The 23,846-nt window shown below is 62.3% G+C and carries 24 protein-coding genes; 15 read left to right on the forward strand and 9 right to left on the reverse strand.

From position 1 onward, the window contains the following. Nucleotides 1–34 precede the first annotated feature (34 nt). The gene (locus So717_RS09390) at nucleotides 35–850 is read left to right on the forward strand and encodes a metallophosphoesterase family protein (RefSeq protein WP_159976490.1); all 816 of its coding nucleotides are present in this window, start codon (nucleotides 35–37) and stop codon (nucleotides 848–850) included. Here the strand turns inward: So717_RS09390 and So717_RS09395 are convergent. From So717_RS09395 to So717_RS22050, 3 genes are all read right to left on the reverse strand, one after another. Continuing rightward, nucleotides 787–1,758 (reverse strand): site-specific tyrosine recombinase XerD, encoded by a 972-nt coding sequence (locus So717_RS09395; protein WP_159976493.1) that lies wholly within the window; start codon nucleotides 1,756–1,758, stop codon nucleotides 787–789. The two genes, So717_RS09390 and So717_RS09395, sit on opposite strands and share 64 nt — an antisense overlap. Next, on the reverse strand, nucleotides 1,755–3,206 hold the full coding sequence (locus So717_RS09400; protein WP_238840774.1) for a hypothetical protein: 1,452 nt from the start codon (nucleotides 3,204–3,206) through the stop codon (nucleotides 1,755–1,757). The genes So717_RS09395 and So717_RS09400 overlap by 4 nt, the downstream gene beginning before the upstream one ends. A gap of 169 nt (nucleotides 3,207–3,375) precedes the next feature. Then, entirely contained in the window at nucleotides 3,376–3,525 is a 150-nt protein-coding gene (locus So717_RS22050; protein WP_174239023.1) for a hypothetical protein, read from the reverse strand. Between the two features lie 82 nt (nucleotides 3,526–3,607). Between So717_RS22050 and So717_RS09405 the strand changes: the two genes are divergently transcribed. Beyond that, nucleotides 3,608–4,201, forward strand: a complete 594-nt coding sequence (locus So717_RS09405) for a shikimate kinase (protein ID WP_159976496.1) — start codon at nucleotides 3,608–3,610, stop codon at nucleotides 4,199–4,201. Then, complete coding sequence (gene aroB, locus So717_RS09410) at nucleotides 4,194–5,309, forward strand: 3-dehydroquinate synthase (protein WP_159976499.1); 1,116 nt, start codon at nucleotides 4,194–4,196, stop codon at nucleotides 5,307–5,309. The genes So717_RS09405 and aroB overlap by 8 nt, the downstream gene beginning before the upstream one ends. A gap of 287 nt (nucleotides 5,310–5,596) precedes the next feature. Here the strand turns inward: aroB and ssb are convergent, their stop codons facing one another. Next, nucleotides 5,597–6,094, reverse strand: a complete 498-nt coding sequence (ssb, locus tag So717_RS09415) for a single-stranded DNA-binding protein (protein ID WP_159976502.1) — start codon at nucleotides 6,092–6,094, stop codon at nucleotides 5,597–5,599. Between the two features lie 192 nt (nucleotides 6,095–6,286). Between ssb and So717_RS09420 the strand changes: the two genes are divergently transcribed. Both So717_RS09420 and So717_RS09425 read left to right on the forward strand, forming a co-directional pair. Further along, nucleotides 6,287–6,898 (forward strand): lytic transglycosylase domain-containing protein, encoded by a 612-nt coding sequence (locus So717_RS09420; RefSeq protein WP_159976505.1) that lies wholly within the window; start codon nucleotides 6,287–6,289, stop codon nucleotides 6,896–6,898. A 255-nt stretch (nucleotides 6,899–7,153) separates the two neighbouring features. Further along, entirely contained in the window at nucleotides 7,154–7,660 is a 507-nt protein-coding gene (locus tag So717_RS09425) for a hypothetical protein (RefSeq protein ID WP_159976508.1), read from the forward strand. Nucleotides 7,661–7,788: 128 nt separating this feature from the next. Here the strand turns inward: So717_RS09425 and So717_RS09430 are convergent, their stop codons facing one another. The 5 genes from So717_RS09430 to miaA all read right to left on the reverse strand — a co-directional run bounded on the left by So717_RS09430 (nucleotide 7,789) and on the right by miaA (nucleotide 14,248). Continuing rightward, nucleotides 7,789–9,879 carry a dipeptide ABC transporter ATP-binding protein gene (locus So717_RS09430; RefSeq protein WP_159976511.1) on the reverse strand — a complete coding sequence of 697 codons (2,091 nt, stop codon included), beginning with the start codon at nucleotides 9,877–9,879 and terminating at the stop codon, nucleotides 7,789–7,791. 100 nt (nucleotides 9,880–9,979) lie between these two features. Next, a complete protein-coding gene (locus tag So717_RS09435) occupies nucleotides 9,980–11,197 on the reverse strand; it encodes an ABC transporter permease (protein WP_159976514.1) in 1,218 nt (405 codons plus the stop codon). Nucleotides 11,198–11,208: 11 nt separating this feature from the next. Then, nucleotides 11,209–12,249: an ABC transporter permease gene (locus tag So717_RS09440; protein ID WP_159976517.1), complete on the reverse strand. Its 1,041-nt coding sequence runs from the start codon at nucleotides 12,247–12,249 to the stop codon at nucleotides 11,209–11,211. Nucleotides 12,250–12,455: 206 nt separating this feature from the next. Continuing rightward, nucleotides 12,456–13,262 (reverse strand): AraC family transcriptional regulator, encoded by an 807-nt coding sequence (locus So717_RS09445; RefSeq protein WP_238840776.1) that lies wholly within the window; start codon nucleotides 13,260–13,262, stop codon nucleotides 12,456–12,458. A 98-nt stretch (nucleotides 13,263–13,360) separates the two neighbouring features. After that, a complete protein-coding gene (miaA, locus tag So717_RS09450; protein ID WP_174239024.1) occupies nucleotides 13,361–14,248 on the reverse strand; it encodes a tRNA (adenosine(37)-N6)-dimethylallyltransferase MiaA in 888 nt (295 codons plus the stop codon). 95 nt (nucleotides 14,249–14,343) lie between these two features. On the opposite strand from miaA, the gene pyrH reads away from it, so the two are divergent. From pyrH to fabZ, 10 genes are all read left to right on the forward strand, one after another. Next, a complete protein-coding gene (pyrH, locus tag So717_RS09455; RefSeq protein WP_159976520.1) occupies nucleotides 14,344–15,075 on the forward strand; it encodes a UMP kinase in 732 nt (243 codons plus the stop codon). 126 nt (nucleotides 15,076–15,201) lie between these two features. Then, on the forward strand, nucleotides 15,202–15,765 hold the full coding sequence (frr, locus tag So717_RS09460) for a ribosome recycling factor (RefSeq protein WP_159976524.1): 564 nt from the start codon (nucleotides 15,202–15,204) through the stop codon (nucleotides 15,763–15,765). Nucleotides 15,766–15,890: 125 nt separating this feature from the next. Continuing rightward, a complete protein-coding gene (uppS, locus tag So717_RS09465) occupies nucleotides 15,891–16,631 on the forward strand; it encodes a polyprenyl diphosphate synthase (RefSeq protein ID WP_159977135.1) in 741 nt (246 codons plus the stop codon). Nucleotides 16,632–16,678: 47 nt separating this feature from the next. Continuing rightward, nucleotides 16,679–17,431: a phosphatidate cytidylyltransferase gene (locus tag So717_RS09470; RefSeq protein WP_174239034.1), complete on the forward strand. Its 753-nt coding sequence runs from the start codon at nucleotides 16,679–16,681 to the stop codon at nucleotides 17,429–17,431. A gap of 2 nt (nucleotides 17,432–17,433) precedes the next feature. After that, complete coding sequence (gene dxr / locus So717_RS09475; RefSeq protein ID WP_159976530.1) at nucleotides 17,434–18,606, forward strand: 1-deoxy-D-xylulose-5-phosphate reductoisomerase; 1,173 nt, start codon at nucleotides 17,434–17,436, stop codon at nucleotides 18,604–18,606. A 3-nt stretch (nucleotides 18,607–18,609) separates the two neighbouring features. Beyond that, complete coding sequence (gene rseP / locus So717_RS09480) at nucleotides 18,610–19,962, forward strand: RIP metalloprotease RseP (protein ID WP_159976533.1); 1,353 nt, start codon at nucleotides 18,610–18,612, stop codon at nucleotides 19,960–19,962. Nucleotides 19,963–20,062: 100 nt separating this feature from the next. Next, nucleotides 20,063–20,206, forward strand: coding sequence for a hypothetical protein (locus So717_RS22055; RefSeq protein ID WP_174239025.1), 144 nt, complete (start codon nucleotides 20,063–20,065; stop codon nucleotides 20,204–20,206). Nucleotides 20,207–20,353: 147 nt separating this feature from the next. Further along, nucleotides 20,354–22,711, forward strand: a complete 2,358-nt coding sequence (bamA, locus tag So717_RS09485) for an outer membrane protein assembly factor BamA (protein WP_159976536.1) — start codon at nucleotides 20,354–20,356, stop codon at nucleotides 22,709–22,711. A gap of 4 nt (nucleotides 22,712–22,715) precedes the next feature. Next, nucleotides 22,716–23,276, forward strand: a complete 561-nt coding sequence (locus So717_RS09490; protein WP_159976539.1) for an OmpH/Skp family outer membrane protein — start codon at nucleotides 22,716–22,718, stop codon at nucleotides 23,274–23,276. Between the two features lie 96 nt (nucleotides 23,277–23,372). Next, the gene (fabZ, locus tag So717_RS09495) at nucleotides 23,373–23,843 is read left to right on the forward strand and encodes a 3-hydroxyacyl-ACP dehydratase FabZ (protein WP_159976542.1); all 471 of its coding nucleotides are present in this window, start codon (nucleotides 23,373–23,375) and stop codon (nucleotides 23,841–23,843) included. Nucleotides 23,844–23,846: the final 3 nt, after the last annotated feature.

Here is a 23,846-nt window from a genome sequence, read left to right on the forward strand (position 1 = left end):
ATGAGACCTGCCTCATTCAAGTCGGGAGAGGAACATGCTGCGTGATCTTGGCGTGATCAACGGGCCGGTGTTGCTCTTTGGTGGGCCGTATTCCAATGCGCAGGCAACGCGGGCGCTGTTGGGGGAGGCGCTGGCCCGGGGCATCACTGGCGGGCAGATGATCTGCACCGGTGATATTGTCGCCTATGGGGCCGCGCCGCAGATCTGTGTGGAACTGATCCGCCAGAGCGGGGCGGCGGTGGTGGCGGGCAATTGCGAAAAGCAGATCGGGGCGGGGGCTTTGGAGTGTGGCTGCGGCTTCGAGGAGGGCAGTACCTGCGACATGCTGAGCCTTGGCTGGTATCCGTATGCACGGGCGCATGTGAACGAGGCGGCGCGGGCCTGGATGCGCGCCTGTCCGGATATCGTGAGCTTTCGACATCAGGGCGCGCGCTATGCGGTGATCCATGGCGGGGTGACGGATGTGGCGCGGTTTGTCTGGCCGAATGACGATGCGGCGGTGTTCACGGAGGAGTGGGACGCCATCGAGGATCAGATCGGCCCGGTGGATCATGTCGTCGCGGGGCATTGCGGGTTGGCCTTCATCCGCGAAACGGCGCGCGGGCTATGGCTGAACCCCGGCGTGATCGGCCTGCCGCCTCACGACGGGCGGCAGCAGACGCGGTTCGGGCTGCTGGATGGCGGTGAGATGCGCATTCACCGGCTGCGCTATGACGCGGAGGCCGCAGCGGCGGAGATGCAGCGGGCCGGGCTGACGCAAGGCTATCACACAGGGTTGCTGACCGGCTACTGGCCGTCGGAGGAGATCTTGCCGGAGGATTTGCGCTCCCCATCTTTGGCCAGCGGATGATGGGTCAGCACCAGATCTGACAGGCGCGCTTCGAGCACATGGGTGTAGATCTCGGTGGTGGCCACATCCGCATGGCCCAGCAGCGTCTGGATCGCGCGCAGATCGGCGCCGTTGGCCAAAAGATGCGTGGCGAAGGCATGGCGCAGGGTGTGTGGGGTCACTTTGGATGGCGACACACCGGCACTCACCGCAAGCTCCTTGATCAGCAGGTAAAAGCGGTGGCGCGTGAGATGCCCTGCCGCGCTATGCGACATGAAGAGATATTTGGAGGGCGGCTTGCGTGCCCCGCGCCGTGCGTCTTCGAGCGCATCGCGGACCTTCAGCCAAGCGGCCAGCGCCTCCCGTGCGGGGGGGGACAGAGGCACCATGCGTTCCTTGCCGCCCTTGCCGCGGATGAGCAGCATGCGCGGGTCGCCGCGCGCCGCAGCGACAGGCAGGCTGACCAGTTCGGAGACACGCATCCCCGTGGCATAAAGCAGCTCCATCAGGCAGGTGTTGCGCAGCCGGTCCCGCTCAGATCGGCCCGAGGCGCGTGCGGCCTCCAACAACCTGTCCACCTCGTCCTCGCTCAGTGTTTTGGGCAGACGTTTGTCGCGGCCGGGGCCGGAGATCTGGATGGCCGGGTTTTCGGCACGCCAGCCTTCTTCAAAGGCAAAACGGTAGAGCTGTTTGATGGCGGAGAGGCGCCGCGCGCGCGTGGCGCGTGACAGGCCATCAGCATCGCAGGCGATCAGGTAGGCCTCCACATCTGCTTTCTGCGCGGCCTGAAAATCGGTGTTGCGCCGCGCCAGCCAACCCTCAAAGTCTTGCAGGTCTCGGCCATAAGCCAGCAGCGTGTTGCGCGCGGCACCGAGCTCAGCGGCCTGCGCGTCCAGAAAGGCAGAGATCAAGTGAGCGCTCGCACTCATCTGAACCGCTCCAGCAGCAGAACTTGCAGGCTGGCGCGGCGCATGGTGTCGTCAAAGCCCAGGGCGCGCAGCGTGGCCAAGGCCTCTGTGAGCGCGCGGGGGTTGCCATCGACCCCATCCTCCAGCAGGACCAGCGTGGTCAGAATAACCTCCCCCAAGTGGCCGGCTTTGGCGCGGGTCACCAGATCTGCGCGCGCGGTCCCCTTCGCGAAGGCATCGCGAATGGCGGCGGCAACCGGATCATCCGCAGGCAGTGTGCGGGGGTCCCCCGCCGCAATCGCCTTGGGCAAGGCGCGGGTTACGCGCGCGGCGGCCTGCGCGTAGTCAGGGGACAACAGCGCAAGCGTTTCTGCAAGCTCCGCCATCTTTCCTGTCAACGGGATGCGCCCCAGACGTGTGGCGAAGAGGCTGGCGAAGGTGGTCTCCAACCCTGCGTCCTGCATCGCGGCCCAGGCGGCAGGCAGGGTCTTGGTCACCGCATCTGGTGAGCCGGTCTCCAACGCCGTGTCAAACTGCTGGACCGCGCGCACGCGGTCCCAGACCCCGCCGGAGGCGGCGGGCCGCCGGTCGGAGTAAAGGCCAAGCAAGCGGTTGTCAGGCAAGGCACCGGTTTGCGCCAATCTCTCAGCAGCCTCCAGCTGCGCTTTCCAGCCCGCCAGGTCCCGCAGATCGGCCACGGCATAGGCGCGGGGCAAGCGCTGCGTCGGCAGCGGCTCACCAATGGCTTCATGCAATCGGAAAAGAAGCGGCGTGATGGTACGCGCAGGCCGCAAAGGTCGTGCGCCTTCAAAGGCCTCGGGATGCAGGAACCGGTCGAGCAGGTCCGCTTCCGCCTCGTTCAATCCCCCGATCGCGCGGCCGGTGTCAAAAAGCAGGGCAGCGAAGGCCCAATCCCCCTTGCGGGCGGCGCAGAAGATGCGCGCAGACAGGCGTGGCGACAGATGTGGCTGTGCGGCGAGGATGTTGCATGCGGCCCACTCTTGCCCGGTGAGCAGGGCAAGATCCATGTAGGCGGAGAAATGTGCCCTGTCGCGGGTCACATCCGCCTGTTCGATCAGGGCCAGCGCCGGGTCGAGCGCACCATAGCGCTGCAGCGTGGCAACGCGGGCCAGCGTGAAGATGTCTTTCTCCAACGCATCGCGGCCCGGAGCTTCGGCCTCGGTCAGCAGGGCGGTGAAGAGCAGCGCCTGCGCGGCGGGCAGCCGAAAGTCAGGCAGGGAGGTCAGCTGGTGGCTGAGGGCCTCAGGGGCGCTCGCCTTCCAAAGATCCTGCGGCAGGCCCGTCACATCGCTGGGCACCAGGCCGATGACGCGCGGGGCCTCCTGATCCAGCGGTTGCACATCCACCACAGGGGCCACGCCGGACGAGGTCACCGGCGGCTCCCCGTTTGGCAGGGCCACCGAGGTCATGGCGGGTTGGCCCGGGTTTTGTTGCACCCAGTCGATCACCGACAGTGGCGGCTCCTGCGCCGTCAGCGCGCCTGCGGTCGCGACCGCCCCGAGACAGGCCAGTGCGGTTGAGACTATCCCGGATGCACGTCGATTTTGTCCGCCGCGAAATGACGGCGGTTGCGCCGAAACACGCGATCGGGTTCGCTTGGCCGACAATCGAACCGCCTTACTGAGCATCCAGTGTCACGGGCACACGCACCTCATCCTGCGGAGCGCTGAAATCCGCCCCGAAAAACGGGCCCACATAGGCGTAGCCGACAAGGCCCACGCCTCCCACCACGAGAAGAAAGACCAAAAGCTTGAGGATGCGAAACATCGTTGAACTGCCTTGTTTGCCTGCCTGTTTTTATCAAATATATATATGGCCTTTTGTGCAATATCACGTCATTCAGAGAATTATGAGCGAATTTCAGCAATCCGTGACCGAAGGGAACCACACTGCGGGTTTTATGTTGAAAAAGACCGTTGTGATGGTGGGCATGATGGGCGCGGGCAAGACGGCAGTGGGCCGGGCGCTGGCACAGCTGTTGCGGGTGCCTTTCCTCGATTCGGATCAGGAGATTGAGGCGGCGGCCAATATGACCGTGCCGGAGATCTTTGCGCGTGACGGGGAGCCGTTTTTTCGCGCCCGCGAGACGGAGGTGATCTCGCGGCTGCTGGGGGGGTGCCCTTGCATCCTCTCTACGGGGGGCGGCGCGTTTCTCTCACCTGTGAACCAGGCCAATATCTCACACAGCGGGGTTGCGGTCTGGCTGGATGCGGATTTGGAACTGCTGTGGACCCGCGTGCGGCATCGCGATACGCGGCCACTGTTGCGCACCGCCGATCCGAAGAAGACGCTGACCGATCTCTATGCAGCCCGTGTGCCCGAATACTCCAAGGCGGACTTGCGCGTGCCTTGCGCACCGCCGGTTGCCATCGAGAAGATGGCGCAACGGGTGGCGGATGTGCTGCTCACCCGGGCCGACGTTCTGGAGCGCGATGATGCGTGAAACCGTCACGGTCGATTTGCCGGGGCGCGCCTATGAGGTGCGGATCGGGCCGGGACTGATCGCGCGCGCGGGCGTCGAGATGGCGCCGCTTTTGAGCCGCCCCAAGGTGAGCATTCTGACGGATGAGACGGTGGCGGCGTTGCATCTGGATGGGCTGACGGCGGGGCTGGCCGCTGAGGGGATCGCGGCGGAGGCGCTGGCGCTGTCTGCGGGCGAGGCGACCAAGTCCTGGGGACCGCTGGAGCAAAGCGTGGGCTGGCTGCTCGACAGACAGGTCGAGCGCGGCGATATCGTGGTGGCCTTTGGCGGCGGGGTGATCGGAGATCTGGCGGGCTTTGCCGCGGCAATCCTGCGGCGGGGCGTGCGCTTTGTGCAGATCCCCACGTCATTGCTGGCGCAGGTCGACAGCTCGGTGGGGGGAAAGACCGGGATCAACGCAGCGCAGGGCAAAAACCTGATTGGCGCGTTTCACCAGCCTTCGCTGGTCCTGGCCGATACGGAGGTTCTGGGCACGCTGGTGCCGCGCGATTTCCTTGCAGGCTATGGTGAGGTGGTGAAATACGGGCTGCTGGGCGATGCGAGTTTTTTCGAGTGGCTGGAGGGGCAGGGCCCGGCGCTCGCTGCGGGCGACGTGGCGACGCGCGTTGAGGCCGTCCGCCGTTCGGTCCAGATGAAGGCCGATATCGTTACCCGCGACGAGACCGAACAAGGGGACCGGGCGCTGCTGAACCTCGGGCACACGTTTGGACACGCTTTGGAAGCAGCGACGGGCTATTCCGACCGGCTGTTGCATGGGGAGGGCGTGGCCATCGGCTGCGCCATGGCCTTTGAGCTGTCGTCGCGCATGGGGCTCTGTTCTCAGGAGGACCCAAGCCGGGTGCGTGCGCATCTCAAGGCGATGGGAATGAAGACCGATCTGGCCGACATCCCTGGCGAGTTGCCAGATGCAGACGCGCTGATGGGGTTGATGGCGCAGGACAAGAAGGTGGTTCAGGGCACGTTGCGCTTTATCCTCGCGCGCGGGATTGGTGAGGCGTTCATCACCTCCGATGTGCCAGGCGAGATGGTGCGCGGTGTGATCCGTGATGGGGTGTCGGCGAAGGTCTAGCTGACCCCGGCTGCATCAAGGTCTGGATCTTGTGTCTTCCGCCTGCCGACGGGTTGCTCCGCAGCATTTTCTGGTGGTAATCGGCATGTGGTCATCTGCGCCGGGGGATGCCTGCCCCCCGGACGCCATAAGATCGTTTCAAGGCAAAGAAGTGCCACGCTTTAAACCGGCCGCCCTACCTGCGCACAGGGCCATGGGGATGCTGCGGGCCGATGATCACCTTGGTGCAGGCGTCATCCTCCAAACCTGATTGCCCCTTTCGGGTCAGCAGCCTGGTCGTCAGGTCTTTAGAAGGGGATTTCATCATCCAGATCGCGCGATGGGGCCGGGCTGCCCGATCCTCCACCGCTGCCGCCTCCATAGCTGTCACCGCCACGATCGTCATAGCCCATGGAGCCGCCACCACCGCCGCCTCCCATGCTGCCACCGCCGTCGCGCCCGTCGAGCATGGTGAGCGTGCCGCCATACCCCTGCAATACAACTTCGGTTGAATAGCGGTCCTGACCGGATTGATCCTGCCATTTGCGGGTCTGCAACTGACCTTCGATATAGACTTTGGAGCCCTTGCGCAGATATTGCTCGGCCACGCGCACCAGACCTTCCTGGAAGATCGCAACCGAGTGCCACTCGGTCTTTTCGCGCCGCTCGCCGGTATTGCGGTCTTTCCAGGTCTCGGAGGTGGCGATGCGCAGATTGCAGACCTTGCCGCCGTTCTGAAAACTGCGCACCTCAGGGTCGCGCCCCAGATTGCCGATGAGAATTACCTTGTTCACAGAGCCGGCCATCCTGCTCCCCTCCTTATTTGCTTTCCGTCCCCGGGGCGGGGCAGCCACAGACGAATCCCGACCCCGATGTTCCAATCGAACCTACACCGCCAAAGCCGGACTGACCACGCCAGTTGATACCTTGAGTTGAACTGACCGCCACGCGACGCAAAAGGCTGGCATGAAAGCGCAATCCGGGGTATTCCGCTGGCCATGAGGGATACGAGGGCAGTGTGGGGCGGCGGTCTGGCAAGCGCGCTGATTGCAGCGGCGGTTGCGGTGACATCTGTGCCGGTCATGGCGCAAACGGTGTCAAGCAAGAACCGTACGAAACTCTTTGCATCGCAAACCAAGATCCTGGATACCCGCGCGGCGGGTCAGTACAACAGCTCGGTCCGGCTGCAGCCGCCCACCGTGCATACGCCAAGCAAGTGGGCCATCCCGCAGTATGATGGCCGCTACCGTGGCGAATATGTGCAGATGGCCACCGATGCGGCCCGGCGCCACGGGATCCCCGAGAACCTGTTCTTGCGGCTGGTACAGCAGGAATCGAACTGGAACCCACGGGCCAAGTCGCACAAGGGCGCGTTGGGGCTTGCGCAGTTGATGCCCGCGACGGCGCGCAGCCTTGGGGTTGATCCGCTGAACCCGCGCGAAAACCTCGATGGGGGCGCACGCTATCTCAAGGCGCAGTATCGCACCTTTGGAAACTGGCGCCTCGCGCTGGCCGCCTACAACGCGGGGCCGGGGGCCGTGAAGAAATACGGGGGTGTGCCGCCTTTCCGTGAGACGCGCAATTACGTTGAGGTGATCGGCGGGCAGTGATGTGCTCCGACATCTCGGCGCAGGGGACCCGCACGTGCGACGACACGGGGTGCACCGTTTTGGCGTGTTTTCGCTGAGCCCTGTAACCTTCTGAAGACAGGCGTTAAAAAGCAAGCCGCTTTGCGGTTTACCCGCGAGAATTCGACGGTTTGCGAGAAACCGTCGGAACCATTCCAGACACCCACCCGTTTTGCTGCTGACGCGGCGCTGCTGAGAGCGGCGCCTGCATCGCAAGACAATAAAGGAGTAGATTGAATGTTCCGTTTTGTAAAAACCACGACCGCCGCTGCGACCGTCAGCCTGAGCGCTCTGATCGCATCCAGCGCCTTTGCCGGGCAAGGGATCAGTGACATCGATGTGCAGGCGGGCATTGCCGCACCCCAGGGCAGCAATGCGCTGGATTATTACCCGACCATCGCCGAGGACCTTGAACGCGAGATCCTGGAGCGTGTCGCGGTCAGTGATGACCCAACCGGCCCAAAAATCAAAGTCCAGATCCGGCGCGTAAGCCTGGATGGTGATACAATCCTGCCGGATTCCGCTGAATTCAATGAGCTGGAAGGTTACGTTAACTATAACGGTGGGAGCCGTGACGTCGGCGAGGTTATCAAGCTCTCCGCCTACACCGACAACACCGCCGCCCCGGCTGGGGTTGTGACGATCCCACCCAGCCAGGCGGACTTCTACGACGCCATGATCACCGCCTTTGCGGATCGCGTGATCGAGCTTGTGCCTGCTGAGGACATTCAGGCCGACGGATAACAAATTGGGGAGCGGTGGGGACATCCCGCCGCTTCTTCATGATGCACTGCGATGCCGCCGCCCCGTGGCTCGACGTGCAGGCGGCGCAGGGTGTCTTCCCACCCATCCTGCGCCGCATTCCTTTTCCGCTATTCGGCGGCAACCCCCACTTCGATCACCGGGTCCATCTCTGCCAGTTTGTCGTCGCTGAGGTGGCATTTGATCTGATGATTGCCCGGCAATGTCCGCACCGGCGGCACCTCTTTCTCACACAGCCCGCCTGGCACTTGTGATTTCCAGCGACAGCGCGTTTGAAACGGGCAGCCGGACGGTGGGTTCATGGCAGAGGGGATATCGCCCTCCAGCACGATGGTCTTCTTGCTGACAGACGTATCTGCAATCGGCACGGCAGAGAGCAGCGCTTCCGTATAGGGGTGATAAGGCGGTGCAAAGACCTGATCGGTGGTGCCAAGCTCCACCACATGGCCCAGATACATCACCATCACCCGGTCGCTGAGATACCGCACGATGCTGAGATCGTGTGAGATAAAGAGCAGCGTCGTCTTATGTTCGCGCTGGATCTCCATCAGCAGGTCGGTCACCGCCGCCTGCACCGACACATCCAGCGCCGAGACAGGCTCATCTGCCACCACGATCTTGGCGTCCCCCGCAAAGGCCCGCGCGATCCCGACCCGTTGCTTCTGCCCGCCCGAGAGCTGACGCGGCATGCGATCGGCAAAGGCGCGCGGCAGCTTGACCAGGTCCAGCAGCTCCAGCATCCGCTCCCTGCGATCCCGGTCCGTCTCTCCGATGCCAAAGATCTCCAGCGCGCGGATGATCTGCCGACCGACGGTCATTGACGGATTGAGCGTGTCGAAGGGGTTCTGAAAGACCATCTGCACATCTGACACCATCTTGGTGTCACGGTCCTCGATGGGTGTGTCCTGAATGGCTGTGTTGCCCAGCAGGATCTCGCCTTCGGTCGCAGTCTCCAGCCCCATGAGAACCTTGGCAAATGTCGACTTCCCGCAGCCGGATTCGCCCACAATGGCCAGCGTCTCGCTCTCCCGCGCCTCGAAACTCAAGGTCTCATTGGCCTTCACGACCTTGGTGTCACCGCCCCCGAAGATCGCATTGGCGGCCACCTCGTAATACTTCTTGAGCTTGTCCATCTTCAGGACCACATCCCCCGCAGCAGGTTTGGTCTTTGCATCCCGCACATGTGGGGGGGCAGTCCAGTCGATCTCCTCGAATCGCAAACAACGCGTCTCATGCCGCGCATTTGCTGCCACCGGCGCCATCGCAATGGCCCCCTGATCGCAGCGGCCCGCTTCGAAGTAATCGCACCGAGGCCCGAAGTTGCACCCCGGCGGACGCTCATGGGGCAGGGGGAAGTTGCCCGGAATGGCCACCAGAGGGCGCGCGGTCTTGTCCGCCCCTGGCAGCGGGATCGACCGAAAGAGCGCCTGCGTATAGGGATGCCGCATCTTGTCAAAGACGTCCGTGATGGAGCCGCGCTCCACCGCTTCCCCGGAATACATCACGCAGATGCGGTCACAGGTCTCCAGCACCAGACCGAGGTTGTGCGAGATAAACAGCATCGACGTGCCGTATTTCTTACCCAGATCTTTGACCAGCTCGACCACAGCCGCCTCCACCGTGACATCCAGCGCCGTGGTCGGCTCATCGAGGATCAACAGCGAGGGCTCCGACATCAGCGCCATGGCGATCACGATGCGCTGCTGCTGCCCGCCAGACAGCTGATGCGGGAAGGAATTCAACATGCGCACCAGGTCGGGCAGCTTCACGTCCGTCACCACCTGCAAGGCCCGATCATAGGCGTCCTTTTCCGACATCCCCTGATGGATCATCGGCACTTCCATCAACTGCTTGCCGATCTTCATCGCCGGGTTCAGCGATGCCATCGGCTCCTGATAGATCATCGCAATCTCGGAGCCGCGAATGTCGCGCAGCTCTTCCGCGCTCATCTGCCCCAGATCACGCCCCTTGAACTTGATGGAGCCTCCGACAATGCGCCCGTTCTGCCCCAGATCCTGCATCACCCCAAGTGCCACCGTGGATTTGCCGCAACCTGACTCGCCCACCAGACCCAGGGCCTCCCCAGGGCGAACAGTCACCGAAAAATCCATGACCGCGGGGATCTCCCGCAGCCGCGTGAAAAAGGAAATCGACAGCTTGTCGATCTCCAGAATGGGACCATCGTCGTCGGTCTTTGCCATCTTTGGGTCTCCTATCAGGAGGGCCAGCACCGCACCAAGGCATCTTCTGGCCAAAAATATCCTCGGGGGTCCGGGGGCAGACAGCCCCCGGTCCGGTTCATCAGTCGCGCAGGCTCTCCTCGCGCAGCCCATCCGCCAGCAAATTCAGCCCCAACACCATGGTCATCAAGGCCACCGCAGGCACCACCGCCGGATGCACATAGGCGCGCAGCAGCTGCCTGCCGGAGTTGATCGTGGTCCCCCAGTCGGGGCTTTCCGACGCCAGCCCCAGACCAAAGAACCCCAGCGTGCCCAAAAGGATTGTGGTGTACCCGATGCGCAAACAGAAATCGACAATGAGCGGCCCACGCGCATTCGGCAGGATTTCCCACAGCATGATGTACCACGGCCCTTCGCCCCGGGTCTGCGCGGCAGACACATAGTCCCGTGTCTTGATGTCCATGGCAAGGCCCCGCACGATCCGGAAGACCGTGGGCGAGTTGACAAAGACCACCGAGACAAAGACCACCAGGATGCCCGGATCGATGTCAAAAAGATCGATTGCGCCCGGCAGGCCCGGGATGCGGTAGCCCGGCGTGGCGACCACCGCGCCACCGGTCGAGACCAGCGACAGATAGAGCCAGCCCAATACACCGATCACACAAGCCAGCAGCGGCGTGCGCAGCTTTGGCTGCGTGTGATAGCGCGAATTCAGCAGGATCGTTGCAAAGACCAGCGGGAATATGAAAAGAAACAGCGCCATATAGTTCGGGATGCCCGTCAGCACGATCTCCGGCGTGACCAGCAAATAGAACAGGAGGATCACGGGGAAGGCCAGGATGAGGTTGGCCAGAAACGACAGCACCGTATCGAGCCGCCCACCATAATACCCCGCAGGCAGGCCCAACGTGATCCCCACCATGAAGGCAAAGAGCGTCGCCAGCGGGGCAATCTGAACGACAATCCACGCGCCCTTGATCACCCGGCTGAACACATCCCGCGCCAGATTGTCGCCGCCCAGCAGGAAATAAGCGTATTGCCCCTCATCCGGGCGGCGCAGCGCCGTGCCGGGTGGCTTGTTCTTCATGCCGGAGATCTGGCTCAGCGGATCATGGGTCACAATCATATCCAGCGGGCCGCCCAGCACGCCTGCAAAGACCCAGAACATGACCAGCGCAAAGCCGATCATGCCGATGGTGCTGTCAAAAAGCTTGCCGTAGAGCCCAAGCCTGCGCTTGAAGGCGAGCGACGGCGCAAAGACCACGATCAGCGCAATCCAGACCGGCATGAGCTGCTGCATCACCCGCAGAAAAATCTCGCCCCATGTCAATGGTTCCATGATCGGGCTCCCTACGAGATGCGAATACGCGGGTTGAGATAGACGTAGCCGATATCCGAAATCAGCTGCGTGACCAGCACCACGATGACCGACACCACCGAGACCGCGAGCAGCAGTTCGATGTCGTTATTCCCTGCAGCCTGCACCAGCACCCACCCAAACCCCTTGTAGTTGAACAGAGTCTCGACAATCACCACACCGTTCAGCAGCCAGGGGAACTGCAGCATAATCACCGTGAAGGGCGCGATCAGCGCATTCCGCAGCGCATGTTTCAAGACGATATTGCCAAAAGAAACGCCCTTCAGGCGCGCGGTGCGGATGTATTGTGCGGTCATCACTTCGGTCATGCTGGCCCGCGTCATTCGCGCGATATAGCCCATGCCATAGAGCGCGATAGTCACCACAGGCAGTGTGAAGTTGACGAAATTGGCGTCCTCCATGGCCGAGGTGGCTGACCCATTGAAAATCTTCCAGCCGGCTGAGGAGGCAAAGACCGCAATGAAAATCACGCCCGAGACATATTCCGGCGTGGCGGTCGAGGCGATCGAGAAAGTCGAGAGCGAGCGATCGAGTTTCGAGCCTTCTCGCATTCCCGCCAGCACGCCGACAATCAGCGCCATGGGCACCATCACCAGCATGACAAAGAACATCAGCTTTCCCGTCAGGCCCAACCGCTCCGCTACGATCGCGCTCACGTCGCTTTTGAAGACGGTGGAGAACCCCCAATCGTTCTGCAGCACGCCGCAGAAGGTTGCGTGCTCCGCCTCGGGTGTGAGCGTGTCAAAGCATTTGCCCCGCAGCTCACCGTCGACCTCCTTCACCCAGCCGGGCAGCACACCCAGCCACTGGCCGAACTTTACCGGCATGGGTTCCAGATAACCGTTCTTGTCGAGGTAACTTGCCACCGCCTCATCCGACATGCGGAAATTGCCCTGGGTCTTGGCGAGTTTCTCAAGATTGGGATAGAGATTCGTCAGCCAGAAGACGATGAACGTCAGGCAAAGGGCCGTCAGCAGCATGACGCCAAGGCGCCTGAGTATGAATAGTCCCATTGGTCCCCGTTGTCAGGCCCGCGCGGATAGGTTGCGCCGGTTTTTGGACCGCGATTGCGTGCGGCTCCGAATTTTTGATCCAACTATGAGGCATGAGTTCGGGGGCGGCGTCAATGTAAGCTTGCGCCAGAACCTAGCACATTTGCGACATCTCGCGGGTCGCAAATGGATGACATCTTGGCGACGGTTTGATGACAGTCTGAGGGTCAGGCCGCTTTCAGGGTGGCGGCCGAGGCCCGGCGCAGCGCCGTTGGGGTGGCCCGTGTGTGATGCTGCATGAAGCGCGTGAAATAGGCCGCGCTGCCAAACCCGAGGTGGCGCGCGATGTCCTGTGCAGGCACATTCGTTTCAGCCAGCAGGCAGCGTGCTTCATGCAGAACCCGCTCGGTCAGCAGTTCCGCCGCCGTCTTGCCTGTAGCGGCCTTGCAGGCGCGGGTCAAATGTGTGGGTGTGACCCCCAAAGCTTCCGCATGGTCCGACATGGTCATTGGCGTCGCGAAATGTGCATTGATCTGCGCGCAATAGGCGCTGCACAGGCGGGCCGCTGCGTTGCGCCGCGCCGGTGCGTGTTCTTCCATTGCGATCTGCCGCTGAATCCAGACCGAAATCAATGCGCCAAATGCTTCCATCGATTGGCGGCAGAGCGGGCGCCCGCTGGATTGCTCTCGTCCCGCCGCTTCGATCAGCGTGTTGAGCTCATTCATCACCATGGAATCGCGGATGCGCAGAAGGCGGGGGATCTTTGGCATCAGCAGATCGGTTTCCTGCGGGATGACCACCACCTGCGCGATCGACTGGCGCCCCAGTTCAAGCGAAAAGAGGTGACACGCGGGCAGGACAATGGCGCTGTGTGTGCCAACCCCCTGACGTTGCCCGTCCATCAACACGCGCCCCTGGCCGCGGGTCACCCAGATCAGCAAATGCGCCGGTCGGTCATGCACAAGCGACAAGCGCCAATCCTGCCCCATGCTGAGCTGTGACAATGTCTGAATGATCGGTCGGTCGATAGCCATAACATCCCCGGTTTGCGACGACGCTATTTAGTTTAGGTTACCGGAAGGTTAATGCCAGCCTTACCCTCCAGGCTTGGATGGCGTCAGCGGCATTCGGCTTAGTGCGGGCGCACGCGCTGCCACCCCTCCATCTTGGAGCGGAACCAGGTGCGCTGGCGCTTGGCGAATTGCCGGGTAGCGATGATCGCGCGCTCCCGCGCGGCCTCCAATGTGATCTCTCCGCGCAGATGGGCCACAAGCTCCGGCGCGCCAATTGCGCGATGCGCGGGCAGGCTGGGGTCATACTCCGGCAGCACGGCGCGGGCCTCGTCCAGCGCGCCGGCAGCCAGCATCATATCGAACCGCTGCACAATCCGCCCATTGAGCCAGTCTTTCGGGGCGTCGAACACCAGCGTGTTGGCCTCCGTCTCCGCCAACGTCGGATGACCGGTCTGCGCCTGCCACTGCGTCAGGCTGCGCCCTGTGGTGGTCATCACCTCCCACGCGCGCTGCACCCGCGCGCGGTTGGCTGGGTCGATACGGGCGCGGGTCTCCGCATCCAGCCCCGCAAGCATCTCCTCCAATGTCAATGTGTCCGCATGCGCGCGCACCTCCGGCGGTGTGGCGGGGATGTCCGCGAGGCCTTGCGTCAGCGCCATGAAATACAGCCCCGTGCCTCCGACGATGATGGGTCGCGCAGCGCCTAGCAAGGGTGTGACCTCACGCAGCCAGTGCCCGGCAGAGTAGGGGGCCTCCGCCTCGATATGCCCATAGAGGTGATGCGGAATGCCGGCCATCTCATCAAGGCTCGGGCGCGCCGTGAGCACCTGCCAGCAGCCATAGACCTGACTGGCATCCGCGTTCACGATCACGCCGCCCTGCCGGTCTGCAATCTCCAGCGCCAGCGCGGATTTGCCCGAGGCCGTCGGCCCCGCGATCAGCACTGGTTTGTCCGGTGACAGCCCGCCTATGAGCGCGGTCCTGTCCGAGATCGGCTCCGTGGCCATTTTCTTGCCATCCTGCGCAAGCGTGCATTGAAGTCCGGCTGCTTTTCCGACATTTTGCCGCCGAACAAAACCCCGTACCGCAGGAGCTCTCCCCCATGTCCGACGCCGCGCCGCAGGCTGCCTTTAAACGTGTGATGCTGAAAATCTCGGGCGAGGCGCTGATGGGCGATCAGGGGTTCGGCCTGCACCCGCCCACGGTGGAGCGCATCGCGCAGGAGGTCAAATCGGTGCATGACCTCGGCGTCGAGATCTGCATGGTGATCGGCGGTGGCAATGTGTTCCGGGGCCTGCAAGGCTCGGCTCAGGGGATGGAGCGGACCACGGCGGACTACATGGGTATGCTGGCCACGGTCATGAACGCGCTGGCGATGCAGTCGGCGCTGGAGGGGCTTGGGGTCTTCACCCGGGTGATCAGCGCGATAACCATGAACGAAGTGGCGGAGCCCTACATCCGCCGCCGGGCCGTGCGGCACCTTGAGAAAAAGCGGGTCTGCATCTTTGCGGCCGGAACGGGCAACCCCTATTTCACCACCGACACCGCCGCGACATTGCGCGCGAACGAGATGTCCTGCGAGGCGATCTTCATGGGCAAGAACGGTGTGGACGGTGTCTATGACAAGGACCCGGCCAAACACGACGATGCGAAACGCTACGAGACGGTCAGCTACGATGACGTGTTGGCCAAGCGGCTTGGGGTCATGGATGCATCGGCCATTGCGCTCGCCCGGGACAACAATCTGCCGATCTTCGTCTTCTCGCTGGATGAGCCGGATGGCTTCCGCGCGGTTCTCGCAGGCGAGGGCACCTATACGCGGGTGCAGGGCTAGGATAGGCCCGAGGATCAGCGGCAACTCTTTCTGGCCTTTCGCGCCCGTCCTGATCTATACACGTTTTCAAACACGTAAGGCGTGCATCGCGCATGCCCGGCACGACACTTGTGGCAGGACGGACTTATGTCAGACGATTTTATGCTCGACACCGATGATCTGGAACGGCGGATGGATGGCGCGATGGCAAATCTGCGCACCGAGTTCGCCTCGCTGCGCACGGGCCGCGCGTCGGCCTCGATGCTGGAGCCGGTGATGGTGGACGCCTACGGCTCGATGACGCCGATCAACCAGGTCGGCACCGTGAACGTGCCTGAGCCGCGTATGGTCACCATCAATGTGTGGGACAAGGGCTTGGTGAATAAGGTCGAGAAGGCCATTCGCGAAAGCGGGCTGGGCATCAACCCGCAGCTCAACGGCACCATCATCATGCTGCCGATCCCGGAGCTGAATGAGGAGCGCCGTCGCGAGCTGACCAAGGTCGCCGGTCAATATGCGGAAAGTGGCCGCGTGTCGGTGCGCAACATCCGCCGCGACGGGATGGATCAGATCAAGAAGGCCAAGGGGGATGGTCTCTCCGAAGATGATCAGAAGCTTTGGGAAGGCGAGGTTCAGGAAATAACGGATCGTTATATAAAACTGATCGATACTCTGCTTGAGACCAAGCAGGGCGAAATCATGCAGGTCTGACCGGCCGACCGCCCAGGCCCTTTGTCGCGCCAGCGCGCGTCGCAAAACACCGCAGAGGCCCGCATCGGCGGGCGATCTGCTTTTCACGGAGACGCCAGGTGGCGCGCTCCTTGCAGGAGACACATATGGCGGGCTTGCCCCAACCCCAAGTCGAGCTTATCCCGGGTTGCCCGCGGCATGTTGCGATTATCATGGATGGCAATGGCCGTTGGGCGACGCAGCGCGGGCGGCCCCGGCTTTACGGGCATCACGCGGGTGCGCGCCGGGTGCGGGAGATCGTTGAATCCTGCCCCGAATTCGGGGTCGACTATCTGACGATCTTTGCCTTCTCGACCGAGAACTGGAAGCGCACGCAGGTGGAAGTTGCGGGGCTGATGAACCTCTTTCGCCGCTATATCATCAAGGAGACACGCGCGCTGGTGGAATCCGGTGTGCGGGTGCGCTTCATCGGGGACCGGCTGCGGCTCGATAAGAAGCTGACGGCGATGATGAGCGATCTTGAGGTGGCGACCCAGCAGAACAGTCGTGTGAACCTGACCATTGCCATCAACTATGGCGGGCGCGATGAGGTGGCGCGCGCAACCAGGCGCTTGGCGCAGGACGTGGCCGAAGGCAAGCTCAGCCCCGATGCCGTTGATGAAGAGACCCTGCCACGCTATCTCGACACCCACGTCCTGCCGGATCCTGATCTTGTGATCCGCACCAGCGGGGAGGCGCGTATCTCGAACTTCCTGCTGTGGCAGTCCGCATATTCCGAATACGAATTCATCGACACGCTGTGGCCTGATTTCACCCGTGAGGAGTTCCAGCTCCTGTGCGAATCCTTCGGGTGCCGCGATCGCCGCTATGGCGGCGTGAAGGCATAGGGCCCGTGGCCGAGACGGCAGAAAAATGGTCAGATCTCGCGGTGCGCATGGGCTCTGGTGCGGCCATGGTTGTGCTGGGTCTGGCCGGGGTCTGGGCCGGTGGCCACGTCTTCCACGTGATGGTTGCGGCGATCTGCGGCATCATGGTGTGGGAACTGGCCGTCATGATCAAGGCGCCGGACCGCGTGCCGTTGCAGATGGGGCTGCTCACAGGGGCCGCGCTGCTGCTGGCGAGCTACCTGCCGGCGGGGTTTGCGCTGCCGATCCTTCTGGCCTCGGCGCTGGTGGGCTTTGGTCAGCTGATCCGCTTCCGCACGATCTACATGGTCTTCACGGTCATGGTGCTGCTGGCGGGCTTTGGCATGATGGCGGTGCGCGACACGCTTGGGTTCAACTGGATGCTGTGGATGGTGCTGGTTGTCGTGGCAACCGATGTGGTCGGCTATTTCGCGGGCCGCATGATCGGCGGGCCAAAGTTCTGGCCGCGCGTCAGCCCCAAGAAAACCTGGGCTGGCACCGGCTTTGGCTGGGTTGGGGCGGGTCTGGTTGGCGCGCTTTTCATGGCAAACACCGGGGCGGGGCCGCAGCTCATCGGGATTTCGGTCGCGGTCTCCATGGCCAGCCAGATGGGCGACATTGCCGAAAGTGCGATCAAGCGCCGGGTCGGGGTCAAGGACAGTTCCAACCTGATCCCCGGGCACGGCGGGCTGCTCGACCGGTTCGATGGCATGTTGGGGGCAGCCATCTTCCTGCTGATCATCGGCGGGCCACTCATCGGCTCCACCGTGATGCTGAGGTAGTTGTGCGGCGGGTCAGCATCCTCGGAGCGACTGGCTCCATCGGGCAAAACACAATTGATCTGATCGCGCGGGCGCCGGAAGACTATCACGTTATGGCGCTCACCGGGGCGGGCAACGTTGCCCAGCTGGCCGCTGATGCGCGGCGCCTTGGGGCGGATGTAGCCGTTACCGCTCATGACCATTTGCTGGAGGATCTGCGCGCCGCGCTGGCGGGCAGCGCGGTGGAAGCCGCCGCCGGGACGCAGGCGATCATCGATGCCGCCGCCCGTCCGGCTGATTGGGTCATGTCGGCGATTGTGGGGGCGGCGGGGCTGGCGCCTGGGCTGGCCGCACTGGCGCAGGGTGGCACATTGGCGCTGGCCAACAAGGAATCGCTGGTCTGCGCAGGCCAACTCATGCTCACCACGGCCAAGACGCACAACGCGCGGCTCTTGCCTGTGGACAGCGAGCATTCGGCGGTCTTCCAAGGATTGGTCGGTGAGGACATGGCCGCGGTTGAACGGATCATCATCACCGCAAGTGGCGGCGCTTTTCGCGACTGGCCCATAGAGAAATTGGCGAAGGCCACGCTGGCCGAGGCGTCCAGTCATCCGAATTGGGACATGGGGCAGCGTATCACCATCGATTCCGCCTCCATGTTCAACAAGGCGATGGAACTGATTGAAACAAAGGAGTTTTTCGGCGTCCCCCCTGCGCAGATCGAGGTGCTGGTGCACCCCGAATCGCTGATCCACGCCATGGTTGGCTTTCGCGATGGCGCCCTGATGGCCCACGTGGGCCCGCCGGATATGCGGCACGCCATCGGCTATGCGCTGCACTGGCCGGAGCGGCGTAACCTGCCGGTGGAGCGGCTCGATCTCGCGCAGATCGGTCAGTTGAGTTTTCAGGCCCCGTGCGAGACCCGCTGGCCCGCCCTGCGTTTGGCGCGCGAGGTGATGGAAACGGGCGGCCTGGCCGGAGCGGTGTTCAACGCCGCCAAGGAAGCGGCGCTGGATGCGTTCATCGCCGAAGAGATCCGCTTTAACGAGATGGCCATCGTTGTCGAAGAGGTTCTGACGCGGATGTCAGCGGCGTCAGACCACATTGCGGGTGAGATGACCCTTGATAACGTGGCCCAGATCGACCATCTGGCACGACAAGAGGCCCGTGCGGTCATGAAGAGCAGAGCAGGGTAGGTTTTGGACATTTTTACGCTGATCCCGCAGTTTGGCGGGCTGGTCTGGACCATCGCCGCCTTTGTGGTGGCGCTGTCGGTGATCGTGGCGATCCACGAATACGGGCATTATATTGTGGGCCGCTGGTCGGGCATTCATGCGGATGTCTTTTCCATCGGGTTTGGGCCGGTGCTGTGGTCCCACGTGGACAGGCGCGGCACCCGCTGGCAGATCGCCGCGCTGCCCTTTGGTGGCTATGTGAAATTCGCAGGCGATGCCAATGCCGCCTCCGGTAAGGACGAGGCCGCCATGGCCGAGGCGCAGGCCGACCCCGCGCGGCTGCGCGCCACCATGCACGGCGCGCCGCTTTGGGCTCGGACCGCAACCGTGGCGGCGGGTCCGATCTTCAACTTCGCGCTCTCCATTGTGGTCTTTGCCGCTGTGATCGTGACGAGCGGCGTGTCGCGCGACCCCTTGACCGTTGGCGAACTGCGCCCCCTGCCGGTGGAAATTCGCGGGCTGCAGACTGGAGATGAGATCATTGGAATCAACGGGGAGGCCATCCCAAGCACAGAAGACGCGGTCGCCTATTCCGCTTTTATTGATGCGCTGCCGTTGCAGCCGCAACTGGACTATACGGTGGTGCGGGAGGGCTCTGAACGCATCGTGCGAGGCGCCTATCTGCTGCCGCCGCTGGTGTCGGCGGTGACCCCGCAAAGCGCTGCTTTGGGAGCGGGTCTGGAAGTCGATGATGTGATCATCGTCGTGGATGACACACCCATCTTTGCCTTCGATCAGTTGAAGGAGAAGGTAGAGGGCGGCAATGGTGCGCCTCTGGCCCTACGCGTGTGGCGCGACGGTGAAGAACTGGATATGACGCTGACCCCACGTCGAGTGGATGAACCTCAGCCGGGTGGCGGGTTCGCAACGCAATGGCGGATTGGAATTGCGGGTGGTCTGGCCTTTGAACCTGCAACCGAAACGCCCGGTGTGGGCGCGGCCTTGGCCAGCGGTGCGCGGCAGACGGTGCGCATCATCGAGGGCTCGCTGAGCGGGTTGGCGCATATGATCACGGGGGCCATCAGCACCTGCAACCTCAGCGGGCCCATTGGCATCGCGCAGACCTCGGGTGCTATGGCCAGCCAGGGGGCGCAGTCGTTCATCTGGTTCATCGCGGTGCTGAGCACGGCCGTGGGGCTGCTGAACCTCTTCCCGGTCCCCGCCCTTGATGGCGGGCATCTGGTCTTCTATGCCTATGAGGCGGTTGCGGGCAAACCACCCAGCGACAAGGCGTTGCAAGTGCTGATGACGCTGGGATTTGCGACGGTGCTGAGCCTGATGCTTTTCGCACTTGGGAATGATGTATTCTGCCCATAAGGCACCTCTACCCCGCCCAATCGTCCTGTTTTTGCCACATTTGATCAAAGAGTGGCCGCATTCTGCGTGTACGCCATGGGTATCGAAACGGAGAGATCCCATGCAAACGATCAACAACGGATACCGTAGCCTGAGCCTCCTGGTGGATTTGAACCGGGATAGGATGCTCTATTTTGGAGCCATCGCGCTGTCGCTGGGTGCCGCGTCCTGGATCACCACGGCCTTGGGTCAGGCCCTCCACTGAGGCCGAAAAGCAACACAGGTCGCGCGCGACCTATGGCCCACTGCGGGCGCATCTAGTGAGTCGATAATTTCTGACCACATGGTTTTGACAAAACCAACCTTTGCCGATACTCAGTTAACCATAAAGTACTGAGCATCGGGGCAGATCATGAATTGGGCAAATCGGGGCGCGGACCCGCGTGTTTCCGGCCGCAGCAGAACAGTTGCGACGTCGGTTCGGACAGTCGGGTTTTGTCTGGCCATTTCGGCACTTTCCATCGCGCAGCCCTCGCCAGCGCAGGTCCGGCAATTCCAGCTGAATTCCATTGCGATCGACGGCAATCTGCGCGTCGGCGATGCGGCCATCCTGACCCGCGCGGGCATCGCGCCGGGTCAGACTGTCAGCGCGGCAGAGCTGAATGCGGCGCTCCAGCGGCTGGTCGACTCAGGTCTTTTTGAAAGCGTTGATTTCGACCCGACCAACAACGGCCTGCAGATCACCGTGGTGGAGTTTCCAACCATCAACCGGATCAGTTTCGAGGGCAACCGACGTCTCAATGACGAGGCGTTGTCCGCTGCGATCAACTCCAGCGAACGGCGCGTCTTCAACCCGGCCCAGGTGGAGCGGGATGCGGATCTGATTGCAGATGCCTATGCGACGCAGGGGCGGCTCTCCGCCCGGGTGTCGCCCACGATCATTCGCCGGTCAGACAACAGGGTCGATCTGGTGTTCGAGGTCCTCGAAGGTGACAACATCGAAATCGAACGTCTGAGCTTTGTCGGCAATCGCGCGTTTAGTGACCGTCGCCTGCGCCGTGTGCTTGAGACCAAACAGGCAGGGTTGCTGCGCAGCTTGATTCGGGCGGACACTCTGGTCGAGGACCGTATTGAATTTGATCGCCAGCTGCTGCGGGATTTCTACCTGTCGCGCGGCTATGTCGATTTCCGCATCAATTCGGTGAATGCCCAGCTGACCGAAGAGCGGGACGGCTATTTCCTGGTCTTCAATGTTCAGGAAGGTCAGCGCTTCCGTTTTGGTGAGATCACGGCGACCAGCGACCTCCCTGGTGTGGATGCGGACGCGTATCTGGATATCGTGAAGGTCAAACCCGGTGTGACCTATTCTCCGTCTCTGTTGGAGAACGACATTGCGCGGCTGGAACGGCAGGCCCTGCGGGATGGTGTCGATTTCCTGCGTGTTGAACCGCGCGTGACACGGGATGACCGCAATCTGACCCTGAATGTCGAATACATGCTGACACGCGGGCCGCGCGTCTTTGTCGAGCGGATTGATATCGAAGGCAATACCACGACGCTGGATCAGGTCATCCGGCGCCAGTTCCGCAGCGTGGAAGGTGACCCGTTCAACCCGCGTGAGATCCGCGAAGCGGCGGAGCGCATTCGGGCCCTTGGCTATTTCGAGACTGCGGAGGTCAACGCCCGCGAAGGCTCGACCCCGGATCAGGTGGTTGTGGACGTGGATGTCGAAGAGGCACCGACAGGATCGTTCAGTTTCGGGGCGTCGTTCTCCAACAACGATGGTATTGGCTTTGCCATCCGGTTTGCCGAGGAAAATTTCTTAGGTCGCGGTCAGCGCGTTGGCGTCACGGTCTCGACAACCGAAGATTCGGAGCGATACAGATTGAACTTCGTCGAACCAGCCTTCCTGGGACGCGATGTTGCGTTTGGTTTCAATCTTGATCTGAATGAAACCGATAGCTCCTTTACAACGTTTGATACCAAACGATTCCGTTTCCAGCCGTCCCTGACCTACCCGGTTGGTGAGAACTCCACCTTGCAGCTGCGCTACACCATCGAACAGTCTGAGATGCTGGTCCGGGACACGCCGGAGAACGGGGCCGTGATCGGGAACGAGATTGCAGCGGGCAAGCAGGTCAGCAGCGCCATCGGCTATCAGTTCACCTACGACAGCCGGTTGCGCGGGCTGGACCCGAATTCCGGCTATCTGTTGCAGTTCTCGCAGGATTTCGCAGGTCTTGGCGGCGATTCCGAGTACATCAGAACCACAGCGCGCGCGGTTGGTGAAACCAAAGTCCTCAATGAAGAGATCACCCTGCGCGCCTCGCTGGAAGGCGGCGCGCTGGCGTGGAGCGGTGGTGCGAACCGTGCAGTAGATCGTTTCCAGAACAACACCGATATCATTCGCGGATTTGAACCAGGCGGGATTGGCCCGCGCGATGTGTCGCGCAGTGATGAGGACCCTCTGGGCGGCAACCTCTACGTCGCGGCGCGGTTTGATGCAGAGTTTCCCATTGGTATTCCGGAGGAGTTTGGCATCACCGGCGGGCTTTTCTACGATGTGGGCAATGTGTGGGATCTGAGCGACGTGAATACGGCGGGCGGTACCATTGTCGGCGAAGGTGGCTCTTTCCGTCACGTGATTGGCTTCTCGATCCTGTGGGACACGCCCATCGGCCCTCTGCGCTTCAACTTCTCTGAAGCGATCAAGAAAGAGGATTTTGACCGCGACCAGACGTTCGAGTTCACACTGAACACGACCTTCTGATGCCATGACACGGATGGCGGGCATCCTTCCGGTCCTGCTGGCGGTCATCTGTCTGCTCATGCCGCCGCAGCCTGCTGCGGCACAGCGGATCGGCCCGGTTCAGAGCCCCATTCTGACCATCGATTCGGACCGTTTGTTTGCCGAAAGTGAATACGGCAAGCGCACCGTGGTCGAGTTTGAGACGCTTGGAGCAGAACTCGCGGCTGAGAACCGGCAGATTGAGCAGGCGCTACAAGACGAAGAGCAGGCTCTGACGGAGCAGCGCGGCACCATGGAGGCCGATGCCTTTCGCGCGCTGGCGGATGCATTTGACGAAAAAGTGCAAAACACCCGCCGGACACAGGATGCCAAGACCCGGGAACTCAACCAGGCACTTGAGCAGAGACGGGGGGTGTTCCTGAAGGCTGCGGCCCCTGTGCTGGAGACACTGATGCGCGAGGCTGGAGCGGCTGTGGTGATGGAACAGCGCTCTGTGTTTCTGAGCCTCAACGCGATTGACATCACCGATGTTGCGATTGAGCGGCTGGACGCTGTTCTGGGCGAAGGGGAGAGCCCCGCGGACTAGACCGCGTGGACGCCTTCGGTTCATTGCCGTGCTTGCTCCGCTGCCCCGGTCTTGCTACGGAAGAGGCAAGCCCTTGAACACAAAAGGACAGCAGAGATGACAGACACAGCCGCAGGCACCCTCGTTTCAGCCGATATCCAACTGATCCAGCGTATTCTTCCGCATCGATACCCCTTCCTGCTGGTGGACCGCGTTGTTGATATCGATGGCACCTCCTCGGCACGCGGTATCAAAAATGTCACCATGAACGAGCCGCATTTTCAGGGGCATTTTCCAGGGCTGCCGATCATGCCGGGTGTCACGATCGTCGAAGCCATGGCGCAGGCATCAGCCGTGATGGTGGGTGTGTCGCTGAACATGGCGGATCAGGATATGAAGGTCTATTTTATGGCCATCGATAAGGCCAAGTTTCGTCGCAAGGTGGTGCCGGGGGATGTGTTGCAGATGCAGATCGAGACTCTGCGCGGCAAGCCGGGTGGCAAGGTCTGGCGCTTTGGCGGCACCGCTACGGTCGACGGCGAAATGGCAGCCGAGTGTGAGTTCACAGCCATGATGGACCTGGGATAGCGG

The sequence above is a fragment of the Roseobacter cerasinus genome (genome assembly GCF_009811755.1).
GTDB lineage: Bacteria > Pseudomonadota > Alphaproteobacteria > Rhodobacterales > Rhodobacteraceae > Roseobacter > Roseobacter cerasinus.

Coding starts and splice junctions, on each gene's coding strand:
- So717_RS09390 (WP_159976490.1), top strand. CDS start 35: ATGCTGCGTGATCTTGGCGTGATCAACGGGCCGGTGTTGCTCTTTGGT.
- So717_RS09395 (WP_159976493.1), bottom strand. CDS start 1,758: ATGAGTGCGAGCGCTCACTTGATCTCTGCCTTTCTGGACGCGCAGGCC.
- So717_RS22050 (WP_174239023.1), bottom strand. CDS start 3,525: ATGTTTCGCATCCTCAAGCTTTTGGTCTTTCTTCTCGTGGTGGGAGGC.
- So717_RS09405 (WP_159976496.1), top strand. CDS start 3,608: ATGAGCGAATTTCAGCAATCCGTGACCGAAGGGAACCACACTGCGGGT.
- aroB (WP_159976499.1), top strand. CDS start 4,194: ATGCGTGAAACCGTCACGGTCGATTTGCCGGGGCGCGCCTATGAGGTG.
- ssb (WP_159976502.1), bottom strand. CDS start 6,094: ATGGCCGGCTCTGTGAACAAGGTAATTCTCATCGGCAATCTGGGGCGC.
- So717_RS09420 (WP_159976505.1), top strand. CDS start 6,287: ATGAGGGATACGAGGGCAGTGTGGGGCGGCGGTCTGGCAAGCGCGCTG.
- So717_RS09425 (WP_159976508.1), top strand. CDS start 7,154: ATGTTCCGTTTTGTAAAAACCACGACCGCCGCTGCGACCGTCAGCCTG.
- So717_RS09430 (WP_159976511.1), bottom strand. CDS start 9,879: ATGGCAAAGACCGACGACGATGGTCCCATTCTGGAGATCGACAAGCTG.
- So717_RS09435 (WP_159976514.1), bottom strand. CDS start 11,197: ATGGAACCATTGACATGGGGCGAGATTTTTCTGCGGGTGATGCAGCAG.
- So717_RS09440 (WP_159976517.1), bottom strand. CDS start 12,249: ATGGGACTATTCATACTCAGGCGCCTTGGCGTCATGCTGCTGACGGCC.
- So717_RS09445 (WP_238840776.1), bottom strand. CDS start 13,262: ATGGCTATCGACCGACCGATCATTCAGACATTGTCACAGCTCAGCATG.
- miaA (WP_174239024.1), bottom strand. CDS start 14,248: ATGGCCACGGAGCCGATCTCGGACAGGACCGCGCTCATAGGCGGGCTG.
- pyrH (WP_159976520.1), top strand. CDS start 14,344: ATGTCCGACGCCGCGCCGCAGGCTGCCTTTAAACGTGTGATGCTGAAA.
- frr (WP_159976524.1), top strand. CDS start 15,202: ATGTCAGACGATTTTATGCTCGACACCGATGATCTGGAACGGCGGATG.
- uppS (WP_159977135.1), top strand. CDS start 15,891: ATGGCGGGCTTGCCCCAACCCCAAGTCGAGCTTATCCCGGGTTGCCCG.
- So717_RS09470 (WP_174239034.1), top strand. CDS start 16,679: ATGGGCTCTGGTGCGGCCATGGTTGTGCTGGGTCTGGCCGGGGTCTGG.
- So717_RS22055 (WP_174239025.1), top strand. CDS start 20,063: ATGCAAACGATCAACAACGGATACCGTAGCCTGAGCCTCCTGGTGGAT.
- bamA (WP_159976536.1), top strand. CDS start 20,354: ATGAATTGGGCAAATCGGGGCGCGGACCCGCGTGTTTCCGGCCGCAGC.
- So717_RS09490 (WP_159976539.1), top strand. CDS start 22,716: ATGACACGGATGGCGGGCATCCTTCCGGTCCTGCTGGCGGTCATCTGT.
- fabZ (WP_159976542.1), top strand. CDS start 23,373: ATGACAGACACAGCCGCAGGCACCCTCGTTTCAGCCGATATCCAACTG.